Source organism: Variovorax paradoxus (genome assembly GCA_016806145.1).
Taxonomy (GTDB): domain Bacteria; phylum Pseudomonadota; class Gammaproteobacteria; order Burkholderiales; family Burkholderiaceae_C; genus Variovorax.
This window is the reverse complement of record CP063167.1, coordinates 2,364,501-2,376,634: the sequence shown is the minus strand read 5'-3', so window position 1 is coordinate 2,376,634 and position 12,134 is coordinate 2,364,501. Positions and strand designations below refer to the sequence as shown.

Annotated in this window: 11 protein-coding genes; all 11 read left to right on the top strand. The window is 69.8% G+C overall.

What is annotated here, in order from left to right; genetic code table 11:
• Positions 1-89: 89 nt before the first annotated feature.
• The 11 genes from INQ48_42155 (at position 90) to INQ48_42105 (ending at position 12,127) form a co-directional block, all read left to right on the top strand.
• On the top strand, positions 90-1,106 hold the full coding sequence (locus INQ48_42155; GenBank protein ID QRF61961.1) for an amino acid ABC transporter substrate-binding protein: 1,017 nt from the start codon (positions 90-92) through the stop codon (positions 1,104-1,106).
• Between the two features lie 78 nt (positions 1,107-1,184).
• On the top strand, positions 1,185-2,375 hold the full coding sequence (locus INQ48_42150; protein ID QRF61960.1) for an ABC transporter permease subunit: 1,191 nt from the start codon (positions 1,185-1,187) through the stop codon (positions 2,373-2,375).
• 1 nt (position 2,376) lies between these two features.
• On the top strand, positions 2,377-3,504 hold the full coding sequence (locus INQ48_42145) for an amino acid ABC transporter permease (protein ID QRF61959.1): 1,128 nt from the start codon (positions 2,377-2,379) through the stop codon (positions 3,502-3,504).
• 7 nt (positions 3,505-3,511) lie between these two features.
• Positions 3,512-4,282 carry an amino acid ABC transporter ATP-binding protein gene (locus tag INQ48_42140; protein QRF61958.1) on the top strand — a complete coding sequence of 257 codons (771 nt, stop codon included), beginning with the start codon at positions 3,512-3,514 and terminating at the stop codon, positions 4,280-4,282.
• Between the two features lie 37 nt (positions 4,283-4,319).
• On the top strand, positions 4,320-5,522 hold the full coding sequence (locus INQ48_42135) for an aminotransferase class I/II-fold pyridoxal phosphate-dependent enzyme (protein QRF61957.1): 1,203 nt from the start codon (positions 4,320-4,322) through the stop codon (positions 5,520-5,522).
• Positions 5,523-5,973: 451 nt separating this feature from the next.
• Entirely contained in the window at positions 5,974-6,900 is a 927-nt protein-coding gene (locus INQ48_42130) for a tripartite tricarboxylate transporter substrate binding protein (GenBank protein ID QRF61956.1), read from the top strand.
• A gap of 17 nt (positions 6,901-6,917) precedes the next feature.
• Positions 6,918-8,126 (top strand): acyl-CoA/acyl-ACP dehydrogenase, encoded by a 1,209-nt coding sequence (locus INQ48_42125; protein QRF61955.1) that lies wholly within the window; start codon positions 6,918-6,920, stop codon positions 8,124-8,126.
• Positions 8,123-8,791 carry a 3-oxoacid CoA-transferase subunit A gene (locus INQ48_42120; GenBank protein QRF61954.1) on the top strand — a complete coding sequence of 223 codons (669 nt, stop codon included), beginning with the start codon at positions 8,123-8,125 and terminating at the stop codon, positions 8,789-8,791. Before INQ48_42125 ends, INQ48_42120 begins: the two co-directional genes overlap by 4 nt.
• Positions 8,788-9,444 (top strand): 3-oxoacid CoA-transferase subunit B, encoded by a 657-nt coding sequence (locus tag INQ48_42115; protein ID QRF61953.1) that lies wholly within the window; start codon positions 8,788-8,790, stop codon positions 9,442-9,444. Before INQ48_42120 ends, INQ48_42115 begins: the two co-directional genes overlap by 4 nt.
• A gap of 35 nt (positions 9,445-9,479) precedes the next feature.
• The gene (locus tag INQ48_42110; GenBank protein QRF61952.1) at positions 9,480-11,126 is read left to right on the top strand and encodes a decarboxylase; all 1,647 of its coding nucleotides are present in this window, start codon (positions 9,480-9,482) and stop codon (positions 11,124-11,126) included.
• A gap of 20 nt (positions 11,127-11,146) precedes the next feature.
• The gene (locus tag INQ48_42105; GenBank protein QRF61951.1) at positions 11,147-12,127 is read left to right on the top strand and encodes an oxidoreductase; all 981 of its coding nucleotides are present in this window, start codon (positions 11,147-11,149) and stop codon (positions 12,125-12,127) included.
• Positions 12,128-12,134 lie beyond the last annotated feature (7 nt).

Below are 12,134 nucleotides of genomic sequence, written 5' to 3'. Positions count from 1 at the left end.
CACTTCGCGGCGGCACCCCGGTCGCGAAGCAAGCGTGGCCCTTCGAAGCCATATCGCCTGATTCCGAGAATTCCAGAAAGAGACACTCCATGAAGCTGTTGGGCCTTGCGCTGAGCGCCTTGCTCGTCCTCACCGTCGGAACCCGCGCCCATGCGGGAACCACCTTCGACGCAGTCAAGAAACGGGGCCTGGTGCAGTGCGGCGTATCGACCAATCTGCCGGGCTTCGCCTTCACCGACAGCAAGGGCGAGTGGCAGGGCATCGACGTCGACACCTGCCGCGCAATCGCCGCGGCGATGTTCGGCGACGCCACGAAGTTCCGCGTGGTTCCGCTCACGACGCAGGCGCGCTTCACCGCGCTGCAGTCCGGCGAGATCGACGTGCTGACGCGCAACACCACGCAAACGCTGACGCGCGACACCACGCTCGGGCTGATCGGCGTGGGCGTCAACTACTACGACAGCCAGGGGATCATGGTGACGAAGGACTCGAACGTCACCAGCGCGAAGAAGCTCGCGGGCGCCACCATCTGCGTGCTGCCGGGCACCACCACCGAACTCAACCTGGCCGACTGGTTCCGCGGGCTGAAGATGGAGTTCAAGCCGGTGCTGCTCGACACGGTGGACGAGATCAAGCGCGCCTTCATGTCGGGGCGCTGCGACGGCATCACGCTCGACAAGTCGCAGCTGGCGCTGGCGCGCATCAACCTGGGCAGCACCGACAAGTACGTGATCCTGCCCGAGCCGCTGTCGAAGGAACCGCTCGGGCCGATGGTGCGCCAGGGCGACGAGGCCTGGTTCAACATCGTGCGCTGGTCGCTCAACGCGATGCTCGAGGCCGAGGAGTACGGCCTGAGCTCGAAGAACGTCGACGAGGCGCTGAAGAATCCGGCGCCGCACATCCAGCGCATCCTCGGCACCGTGCCCGGCATGGGCAAGGCGCTGGGCGTGGACGACAAGTGGGCCTACCGGATCATCAAGCAGGTGGGCAACTACGGCGAGGTCTTCGACCGCAGCGTCGGCGCGGGCAGCCCGATGAAGCTCGATCGCGGGCTCAATGCGCTCTACACCAAGGGCGGCCTGATGTACGGCTGGCCGATCCGCTGATTCGTTCCTGAACGAGAGAGGCCGTGCCGGCGGGCAACCGCCGGCTCGGCCGTACCCGAAGCGAATCGAGGATTTCCCATGACCGAAGAAAACACGGGCGCCATGCCCCCACGGCCGCGCGCGCGCCTGTCGTGGAACGACCCCGCTCTGCGCGCGCTGGTCTACCAGGTCGTCGTGGTCGCGCTGGTGGCGCTGACCGCCTGGTACCTGGTGTCGAACACGCTGCACAACCTGGCGGCGCGCAACATCTCCACCGGCTTCGCCTTCCTCGACCGCGAGGCGGGCTTCGCGATCGGCGAGACGCCGATCGACTACACGCCGGCCGATACCTATCGCCGCGCCATCGTCGTCGGCCTGCTCAACACGCTGCGCGTGTCGCTCATCGCGCTCGTGCTGGCCACCGTGCTCGGCACGCTGGTCGGCGTGGCGCGGCTGTCGGGCAACTGGCTGGTGTCGCGGCTGGCCGCGGCCTATGTGGAGTGCGTGCGCAACGTGCCGCTGCTGCTGCAGTTGCTGCTCTGGTATGCGCTGATCTCCGAGAGCATGCCGGGGCCGCGTGCCGCGCACCATCCGCTGCCGGGGGTGTACCTGTCGAACCGCGGGCTGCTGATGCCGGCGCTGCTCGGCGACTCGCTCGCATGGATGGTCGCCGCGCTGGCCATGGCGGGCGTTGGCACCTTCCTGCTCGCGCGCTGGAGCAGGAGGCGGCAGGCGCTGACCGGCCATCCGATGGCGCTCGCGCCCTGGGCGGTGGCGCTGTTCGCCGGCCTGCCCGGGCTGGCCTGGGCGCTGAGCGGCGCGCAGCTGTCGATGGAGATCCCGCACCCGAGCGGCTTCGGCTTCGCGGGCGGATGGAACCTCTCGCCCGAGCTGTTCGCGCTGCTGGTGGGGCTCGTGAGCTACACGGCGGCCTTCATCGCCGAGATCGTGCGCTCGGGCGTGCAGTCGGTGAACCGCGGGCAGTGGGAGGCGGCCGAGTCGCTGGGCCTGCGGCGCGGGCGTTCGCTGCGGCTGGTGGTGCTGCCCCAGGCGCTGCGGGTGATGGTGCCGCCGGCCACGAGCCAGTACCTCAACCTCGTCAAGCACAGCTCGCTGGCCGTGGCCATCGGCTATCCGGACCTCGTCTCCGTGGTGAACACGACCCTGAATCAGACCGGCCAGGCCATCGAGGGCATCCTGATCATCATGGCCGCCTTCATGACGGTGAGCCTGTGCATCTCGCTCGCCATGAATGCCTACAACCGGCGCATCGCGCTCGTCGAGCGTTGACATGAACCCCACCACTTCACTGACCGGCGGCACGACCGCCACCCCGCGCGCGCCCGAGCGTGCCCTGCACGCATGGCAATGGACCCGGGAGCGCCTGTTCCAGTCGCCCGCCGGCATCCTCGGCACCCTGCTGTGTCTCTGGCTGCTGCTGATGACCGTGCCGCCGCTGGTCGACTGGCTCATCGTGAAGGCCACCTTCTCGTCGCCGACCGCGCAGGGCTGCCGAAACGCGCCCGGCGGCGCCTGCTGGGCCTTCATCGCCGAGAAGCACCGGCTGATCCTGTTCGGCACCTATCCCTACGACGAGCAATGGCGGCCGCTGCTCGCGACCCTCGCGCTGATCGGCACGCTGGTCTACAGCGCCGCGCGGCGCACGTGGGACCTGAAGCTCACCCTGCTCTGGACCGGCGTGCTCGCGCTCGTCGCGCTGCTGATGTGGGGCGGCCTGTTCGGCCTGAGCTACGTGGAGAACGTGCGCTGGGGCGGCCTGCCGCTGACCTTGATCCTCTCGACCTTCGGCATCGCCTTCGCCTTTCCGCTCGGCGTGGTGCTGGCGCTCGGGCGCCGCTCGAAAATGCCCGCCATCAAGGCGCTGTGCGTGGGCTACATCGAACTGATCCGCGGCGTGCCGCTGATCAGCATCCTGTTCATGTCCTCGGTGATGCTGCCGCTGTTCCTGCCCGAGGGCATGAGTATCGACAAGCTGCTGCGCGCGCAGCTGGCCATCGTGCTGTTCGCCGCGGCCTACATCGCCGAGGTGGTGCGCGGCGGGCTGCAGTCGATCCCCAAGGGGCAGTACGAGGGCGCCGAGTCCATCGGCCTGTCGTATGCGCAGCAGATGCGGCGCGTGGTGCTGCCGCAGGCATTGAAGGTCGTGATACCGCCGCTGGTCAGCACCTTCATCGCGCTGTTCAAGGACACCTCGCTGGTCGTGATCATCGGCATCTTCGATCTCACGCAGGCCGCGAAGGCCGCGCTGGCCGACCCGGCCTGGGGCGGCTTCGGCGTGGAGGCCTACCTGTTCATCGGCGCGATCTATTTCGTCTTCTGCTTCTCGCTCTCCAAGTACAGCCGGTCGCTCGAGCGTTCGCTCGCCACCGGCCATGCCAACGACAACGCCGGCAAATAACGCCGCCATGCCCTCTACAGGAACGAAGGACTCCGCCGTGACCGAACCGATCATCCAGATGCAAGCCGTCAACAAGTGGTACGGGCAGTTCCACGTGCTGCGCGACATCCACCTCGACGTGGCGCGCGGCGAGCGCATCGTCGTCTGCGGGCCCTCGGGCTCGGGCAAGTCGACGCTGATCCGCTGCATCAACCGCCTCGAGCAGCACCAGAGCGGCCGCATCGTCATCGACCGCACCGAGCTGAGCAACAACCTGCGCCACATCGAGACCATCCGCCGCGACGTGGGCATGGTGTTCCAGCACTTCAACCTGTTCCCGCACCTGACGGTGATGGAGAACCTCACGCTGGGCCCGGTCTGGGTGCTGAAGAAGCCGATGGCCGAGGCCCGCGCGACCGCCATGAAGTACCTCGAGCGCGTGCGCATTCCCGAACAGGCCGGCAAGTTCCCGGGCCAGCTCTCGGGCGGCCAGCAGCAGCGCGTGGCGATCGCGCGCTCGCTGTGCATGGGCCCGAAGGTCATGCTGTTCGACGAGCCCACCTCGGCGCTCGATCCCGAGATGGTCAAGGAGGTGCTCGACGTGATGATCGGCCTGGCGCAGGAGAGCGGCATGACGATGCTGTGCGTGACGCACGAGATGGGCTTCGCGCGCAAGGTCGCCGACCGCGTGATCTTCATGGACCGCGGCGAGATCGTCGAGCAGGGCGCGCCCGAGCGCTTCTTCGCCGATCCGCAGACCGAGCGCGCGCGACTCTTTCTGAGTCAGATCGTGCATTGACCCGAGCGCCACCTATTCCCAACCACCAGGAGCACTGATGCCATCGAACGAAGCCGCCCACGCGGCGGGATTCCAGACCCGGACCATCCATGCGGGCCACGAGGCCGATGCCTTCGGCGCCGTCTCGCCGCCGATCTACCTGACCTCGACCTATGCCTTCGAATCGACCGCCGACGCGGCCGCCGTGTTCTCGGGCGAGAGCGAGAAGTACGTGTACGGCCGCCAGCACAACCCCACGCAGGCGCTGCTCGAGCGCCGGCTGGCCGATCTCGAGGGCGCCGAGGCGGGCCTGGTCACCGGCTCCGGCATGGGCGCCATCAGCGCCACGCTGCTGACCCTGCTGTCGGCCGGCGACGAGCTCATCGCGCACCACACGGCCTATTCGACCGTGGGCCTGCTGCTGGCCGACGGACTGCCGCGCTTCGGCATCCGCGTGCGGCGCGTCGACTTCTGCGATCCGCGCAACCTCGAGCAGGCGCTGTCGGACAAGACCAAGATCGTGTACTTCGAATCGCCGGTCAACCCGACCGGCGAGGTGCTCGACATCCGGGCGCTGGCCGACATCGCCCGCCGGCATGGCGCCAGGGTGGTGGTCGACTCGACCTTCGCGTCGCCGGCGCTGCAGCGACCCATGGACCATGGCGCCGACCTCGTGGTGCATTCGCTGACCAAGTACATCAACGGCCATGGCGACCTGCTCGGCGGCGTGGTGCTGGGCGACGCCGCCACCGTCCACAAGATCCGCAAGGCCGGCCTGCGCTACCTGACCGGCGCCACGCTGTCGCCGATGCTCTGCTTCCTGGTGCTGCGCGGCCTCAAGACCCTGACGCTGCGCATGCGCCAGCATGGCGAGAGCGCATTGAAGATCGCGCGGATGCTCGCCGCCCATCCGGCGGTGGAGGTGGTGCGCTATCCCTTCCTGGCCGACAACGCGGGCCATGCGATCGCGCAGCGCCAGATGAAGCACGGCAGCGGCATGCTCTCCTTCGACCTCAAGTCGGGCGAGCAGGGCGCGATCCGCATGATCGACCGGCTGCGGCTGATCTCGCGCGCGATCAGCCTCGGCGACACCGAAACGCTGATCACGCATCCGGGCGCCCTGATCCGCGCCAACCAGCAGGTGGAGCCGGGCGCGCGGCTCAGCGAAGGCGTGACCATGAAGCTGGTGCGCCTCTCGGTGGGGCTGGAAGACGTGGACGACCTGATCGCCGACCTGAAGCAGGCGCTCGACGGGCTGTAACGCACCGCTGCGGCGCACGCGGCCGTGCATCCGGGCCCGCCACGGGCCGCGCATGAAAGGCCGGGCCCGCATAGCTGCTATCTCGCGCGGTGCATGGCTCGCGCGCCGGCCGCGAGGCGCGCCGGCGGCCCGTGTCCATTCGGCGGAAGGCCTTCAGCGTGGGGCCGAGCCCGCTCCATTCCAACGACCGCTTTAAAGACCTGCCCCCCACCGAAGCAGGACCCAAAGTTTCCGTTTGGCATGAACGGTGCTCCGTTCCTCCGCAGGCAAGCACGCCTTCCTCTCCCTCTGATGCATAGCTGTTATTCACCGGAAAACGCTCGTTTTCCGGTTTGACACAAAGTGTCATATGGGACATATTCATCACACGTTCCGAGGTATCCCCATGCGAATCTCTCCCTTGCTCAAGTCCCTGGTCTGCGCCGCATTCGCCGCGACCGCTGTCACTTCGATGACCGCTTCGATGGCCGCCGAGGCCTGGCCCACGCGGCCCGTGCGCCTGGTGGTCGGCTTCCCGCCGGGCGGGCCGACCGACATCGTGGCGCGCATCGTCGGCCAGTCGCTGTCGAAGGAGCTGGGTCAGCCGGTGATCATCGAGAACCGCGGCGGCGCGGGCGGCACCGTCGCTGCCGCCTACGTCGCGAAGCAGAAGCCCGACGGCGACACGCTGATGCTCACGGCCGAGTCGGTGCAGACCCGCGCGGCGGCCGTGTTCCGCAAGCTGCCCTACGACCCGGTGGCCGACTTCGAGCCCATCGGCAAGTTCGCGAAGCAGCGCGTGCTGATGGTGGTGAACCCCACGCTGGCCGCCAAGGACGTGAAAGAGTTCATCGCCTATGCGAAGGCCCATCCCGGCGAGCTCAACTACAGCGCCACTTACAGCGCGTCCTCGCACTTCGGCGGCGCGCTGTTCGGCGTGCTCAACGGCGTCGACCTGACGCTGGTGAACTACCCGGGCGGCGGCCAGCCCATCACCGACCTGATGGCGGGCGTGGTGCAGGTCGGCTTCTTCACCGAATCCACCGTCGCGCAGCAGGTGCAGGCCGGCAAGCTGCGCGCCCTGGCCATCGCGGCCGACGAGCGTTCGGCGCTGTTCCCGCAACTGCCCACGCTGCAGCAGGCCGGTGCCGCGCGCATGGACATCTCGCCCTGGTTCGGCCTCGTGGCGCCCGCGAAGACGCCGCCCGAGATCATCGCCAAGGCCTCGGCCGCGCTGACCCGCGCGATCGCGAGCGAGGACTTCGAGAAGCGCCTCGCGCCGATCGGCGCGGTGGCCATCAAGGGCTCGACGCCCGCGTCCTTCGCGGCCGACATCAGGAAGGAAATCGACTACTGGAAGAAGTTCGTGAAGGACTCCAACTTCCCGATCGTCGATTGAGACGGAAGGCGCTGACCATGAGCTTCTTCGACGAACTGGACAGCGGCCTCACGGCGCGCGAGCTGGCGCTGGTGCGCGACACCGAGCGCTTCTGCACCGAGGTGCTCGCGCCGCGGCTCGCGCAGGCGCGTTCGCGCGGCGAGCCCTGTGAACGCACGGTGATCGCCCAATGGGCCGCGCTGGGCATGCTCGGCCTGCAGGTGCCCGAGGAGGGCGGCGGCTTCGGTGCCTCCTTCCTCTGCAAGGTCCGCGTCGCGCAGACCATGGCGGGCCATGGCTTCGCCGCGGCCTTCTGCCTCAACAACATGCAGGGCATGGCGACGCGGCTGTGGCGTCACGGTTCGGCGGTGCAGAAGGAACGCCTGCTGCCGGGGCTGCTGGCCGGCCGGCTGATCGGCGCACCGGCGATGTCGGAACCCACGGCCGGCAGCGACCTTACGCAGCTGCGTTCGCAGGCCGTGCGCACCGAGGGCGGCTGGCTGCTCGACGGCACCAAGGCCTGGGTCAGCAATGGCGCCATCGCCAACCTGCTGATGGTGCTCGCGCGCACCACCGCGGCCGATGGATCGCAGGCGATCGCGGGCTTCCTGGTCGAGCCCGAGGCCGGCAAGGCCTTCGCCGCGACGCCGCACGAGCTGCCGGGTGCGATGGAGTTCAGGCTCGCCGAGATCGTCTTCGATCGGCACTTCGTGCCCGACTGGGCACTGATCCACGCCCCCGGCGAGGCCTTTCGCGCCTCGATGGAAGCCATCAACGCGGCGCGCGTGCATGTGGCGGCCATGTGCACCGGCTCGCTGCATGCGGCGCTGTGCACCGCTGTCGCGTACTGCGGCCAGCGCACCGCGTTCGGCAAGCCGCTGCTCGCGCACCAGGGACTGCAATGGGCGCTGGCGGAGGTCGCGGCCCGGCTCGAGGCCGCCAATGCGCTCGTGGTGAAGGCGGCGCGGCGCATCGATGCCGGCACCTGCGGCCCCGAGCTCGCGGCCAGCGCCAAGAAGATCGCGGTCGAGACCGCCACCGAGGGCATCGAGCAGTGCATCCGCGCGATGGGCGCCGTGGGCGCGACCGCGCCCAACGGCCTGGTCGCGCTCGCGTCCGAAGTGCGGCTCGCGGCCTTCGCCGACGGCAGCACCGAGATGCTCAACGACCGCATCGGCCGCGGGCTGGCCGCGGCCTATCCCTCGGCTTCCGCCCGCGGCGAGCAACAAGGAACCCAGCAACCATGAGCCTGAGACATGTGGTCGTCGACAGCGCCGCGCAGTCGCTCGAGGGCCTGCGCGATGGCGCCACGCTGCTGGTCGGCGGGTTCGGCGGTGCCGGCCTGCCGCGCGCCATCATCCAGGCCGTGCTGGCGCTGGGCGTGCGCGAGCTCACCGTGATCTCCAACAACGCGGGCGCCGATGCCGACGACCTGTCGCTCTGGTTCACGGCCGGCATCGTGCGCAAGATCGTCTGTTCGTACCCGCGCAGCGCCAAGGCCTTCGCCGTGGCGTACCGCGCCGGCACGGTCGAGCTCGAGCTGGTGCCGCAGGGCACGCTGATCGAGCGCATCCGCTGCGGCGGCGCGGGCATCGGCGGCTTCTATTCGCCGGTGGGCATCGGCACGGTGCTGACCGAGGGCAAGCGCGTGGAGCGCATCGACGGGCGCGACTACGTGCTCGAGAAGCCGCTGCGCGCCGACTTCGCGCTGCTCAAGGGCAGGCAGGCCGACACCATGGGCAACATCGTCTACAACAAGACGGCGCGCAACTACTCGCCGGTGATGGCCACCGCGGCCGACACGGTGGTGTTCGAGGTCGACGAGATCGTGCCGGTCGGCGGCCTCGATCCCGAATGCATCGTGACGCCCTGCATCTTCGTCGACCGCGTCTTCCTGGGAGATCGGGGATGAACAGACTCACGCGCGAACAACTGGCCGCGCTGGCGGCCTCGCAGCTGCCGCCGCGCAGCTTCGTCAACCTCGGCATCGGTTTTCCGACGCTGGTGTCGGACCACATCACCGCGGCCTCGGGCGTGGTCACGCACAGCGAGAACGGCATCCTGCACATCGGGCCGCGGCCGGCGCCGGGCGCGGAAGACCGCGACCTGATCAACGCGGGCAAGACCCCGGTCACCATCCTGCCGGGCGGCTCCTACTTCGACACCGGGCTGTCGTTCGCGATGATGCGCGGCGGCCACCTCGACATCGCCATCCTCGGCGCCTACCAGGTCAGCGCGCGCGGCGACATCGCCAACTGGAGCATGGGCCTCGATGGCTCGGCGCCGCCGGCCGTGGGCGGCGCGATGGACCTGGCCGTGGGCGCGAAGTCGATCTGGGTGCTGATGGAGCACCAGACGAAGGAGGGCGAGTCGCGCATCGTCGAGGCCTGCACCTTCCCGCTGACCGCCGTGGGCGTGGTGCGGCGCATCTTCACCGACCTGGCCGTGATCGAGGTCGAGCCCGACGGGCTGGTGGTGAGCCGCATGGTCGACGGTCTCTCGTTCGAACGGCTGCAGGCGTTGACCGCCGCGCCGTTGCGCCCGGCCGCGGCCCTTGTCGCATGAACGCACGACGAACTCCCATCGAAACCGAGTCCCCCATGCCATTCCGCGTCGCCGACCTCCTTGCCGACAGCCTCGCCCTTCACGGCGTGCAGCGCGCCTTCAGCGTGCCGGGCGAGAGCTTTCTTCCCTTGCTCGATGCGCTGCACGGCCGCGAGGACTTCGACCTCGTGACCTGCCGCCACGAAGGCTCCGCCAGCCTCGCGGCAGCGGCCGATGCGCGGCTGACGGGCGCGCCGGGCGTGGTGATGGTGAGCCGCGGGCCGGGCCTCGCGAACGCCACCATCGGCATCCACGTGGCCTCGCAGGAGGCGCTGCCGCTGGTGGTGCTGGTCGGGCAGGTCGACCTGCCGAACCTGGGGCGCGACGCGGTGCAGGAGATCGACGCGGCGCGCCTGTTCGGGCCGATGGCGAAGTGGACCGCCCGCATCCACCTCGCGTCGCAGGCCGCCGAGACCCTGGCACGCGCCTTCTCGACCGCGGCCAGCGGCACGCCGGGCCCGGTGATCGTCGAGCTGCCCGAGGACCTGCTGGCCCAGGAGATCCCCCGATGCGCCGCCACGCGCTTCGGCGTCGCGCGGCCCGCGCCGTCGATGCAGGCGATGGAAGACGCCGCCGCGCTGCTCGCCCGGGCCGAGCGGCCCGTGCTCATCGTCGGCGGCGAAGCCTGCGCCGATGGCGCCTTCAGGCAGGCGCTGGTCGCGCTCAGCGAGGCCTGGCAATTGCCGGTCGCGGTCACGAACAAGAACCAGGACCTCTTTCCCAACACGCATCCGCACTGGCTCGGGCAACTGGGCTTCTTTCCCTCCGCCGTCCACACGGCGCTGTTCGCGCAGGCCGACCTGATCGTCGGCATCGGCACGCGGCTCGGCGACGTGTCGACGCAGGGCTTCACGGTTCCGCGCCAGTCGCCCGATGCGCAGAGGCTGCTGCACGTGTACCCCGATGCTGGCGCGATCGGCCGCCACTTCACGACCACGCTCGGCGTGGTGTCGACCGCGCGCGCCTTCGTGGACGCACTGCTGCGCATCACGCCGCCGCCCATCGACCGCAGCGAATGGCTGCGTGCGGGCCTGCATGCGCGCGAAGCGGCGCACGGCTGGAACGAAGCCCGCGTGCCCGCGCAGGACGTGCTGGGCCATGCGATCAACGCCGTGCGCGGCGCGATGCGCGACGACACGATCCTCACGACCGACTCGGGCAACTTCGCCGCCTGGGTGCATCGCGCGCTGCGGCTCGGGCCGTCGAACCGCCTGCTCGGCTCGGCCTGCGGCGCGATGGGCATGGGCGTGCCCGCGGGCCTGGCCGCGGGCCTGCGCCATCCGCGGCGGCAGGTGATCGCCTTCTGCGGCGACGGCGGCTTCCTCATGAGCGGCAACGAGCTCGCGACCGCGGTGGACCGCGGCATCGACCTGAAGATCGTCGTCGCCAACAACGCCTCGTACGGAACGATCCGCTCGTTCCAGGAGCGTTCCTATCCGGGCCGCGTCAGCGGCACCGACCTGCGCAACCCCGACTTCGCCGCGCTCGCGCGGGCCTTCGGCGCCTCGGGCCATGTGGTGCGGCATGCGGACGAGGCCGCGCAGGTCATGGCCGAGGCGCTGGCCGTGCGCGGCCCGGCCGTGATCGAGGTGCGCTGCGCCACCCACTATGCGCTGGCCGACTCGCTGCGGTCGGCCCTTTGAAGACGAACCCAAGGAAACCCATGTTCAATGCGATCCACCTGACCCAGCAGGGCGGCAAGACACTGGCCGCCGTGAAGGCCCTCGAGGCCTCGGCGCTGCCCGAGGGCGACGTCACGGTCGACGTCGAGTTCTCGAGCCTCAACTACAAGGACGCGCTCGCCATCACCGGCCGCGGCCCGATCGTGCGGCAGTGGCCGATGGTGCCCGGCATCGACTTCGCGGGCACGGTCGGCGAGAGCGCGTCGCCCGACTTCAAGGCCGGCGACCAGGTGATCCTCACGGGCTGGGGCGTGGGCGAAGGCCATTGGGGCGGGCTGGCGCAGAAGGCGAGGGTGCCGGCCTCGTACCTGGTGGCGATGCCGGCGGGCCTTACGAGCCGCCATGCGATGGCGATCGGCACCGCGGGGCTGACGGCCATGCTGTGCGTGCTCGCGATCGAGCGCGACATCGGGCCGCACGCCGGCGAGGTGCTGGTGACCGGCGCCAACGGCGGCGTGGGCAGCTTCGCCGTCAGCCTGCTGGCCAGGCGCGGCTTCCGGGTCGTGGCCGCCACGGGCCGCCCGCAGGAGGCCGCGCGGCTGAAGGCACTGGGCGCGCACGAGGTGATCGGCCGCGAGCTGCTGTCCGCGCCGGGCAAGCCGCTGCAGAAGGAGCGCTGGGCCGCGGTGGTCGACTGCGTGGGCAGCCATACGCTGGCCAATGCCTGCGCCGCCACGAAGTACGGCGGCGTGGTCGCGGCCTGTGGGCTGGCGCAGGGCATGGACTTCCCGTCCACCGTCGCGCCCTTCATCCTGCGCGGCGTGACGCTCGTGGGCATCGACAGCGTGAAGGCCGCGCTGCCCCGGCGCCTGGAAGCCTGGACCCAGTTGCAGCGCACGCTGGGCGCGGACGAAACGCTCGCGATGACCGCGACCATCGGCCTGGCGCAGGCGATTCCCGCCGCGCAGGACCTGATCGACGGCAAGGTCGCAGGGCGCCTGATCGTCGACGTGAACGCCTGATCGGATC

Excerpts from the sequence above, each read along its gene's own strand:
- INQ48_42155 (QRF61961.1), top strand. The coding sequence starts at position 90 with ATGAAGCTGTTGGGCCTTGCGCTGAGCGCCTTGCTCGTCCTCACCGTC.
- INQ48_42150 (QRF61960.1), top strand. The coding sequence starts at position 1,185 with ATGACCGAAGAAAACACGGGCGCCATGCCCCCACGGCCGCGCGCGCGC.
- INQ48_42145 (QRF61959.1), top strand. The coding sequence starts at position 2,377 with ATGAACCCCACCACTTCACTGACCGGCGGCACGACCGCCACCCCGCGC.
- INQ48_42140 (QRF61958.1), top strand. The coding sequence starts at position 3,512 with ATGCCCTCTACAGGAACGAAGGACTCCGCCGTGACCGAACCGATCATC.
- INQ48_42135 (QRF61957.1), top strand. The coding sequence starts at position 4,320 with ATGCCATCGAACGAAGCCGCCCACGCGGCGGGATTCCAGACCCGGACC.
- INQ48_42130 (QRF61956.1), top strand. The coding sequence starts at position 5,974 with ATGACCGCTTCGATGGCCGCCGAGGCCTGGCCCACGCGGCCCGTGCGC.
- INQ48_42125 (QRF61955.1), top strand. The coding sequence starts at position 6,918 with ATGAGCTTCTTCGACGAACTGGACAGCGGCCTCACGGCGCGCGAGCTG.
- INQ48_42120 (QRF61954.1), top strand. The coding sequence starts at position 8,123 with ATGAGCCTGAGACATGTGGTCGTCGACAGCGCCGCGCAGTCGCTCGAG.
- INQ48_42115 (QRF61953.1), top strand. The coding sequence starts at position 8,788 with ATGAACAGACTCACGCGCGAACAACTGGCCGCGCTGGCGGCCTCGCAG.
- INQ48_42110 (QRF61952.1), top strand. The coding sequence starts at position 9,480 with ATGCCATTCCGCGTCGCCGACCTCCTTGCCGACAGCCTCGCCCTTCAC.
- INQ48_42105 (QRF61951.1), top strand. The coding sequence starts at position 11,147 with ATGTTCAATGCGATCCACCTGACCCAGCAGGGCGGCAAGACACTGGCC.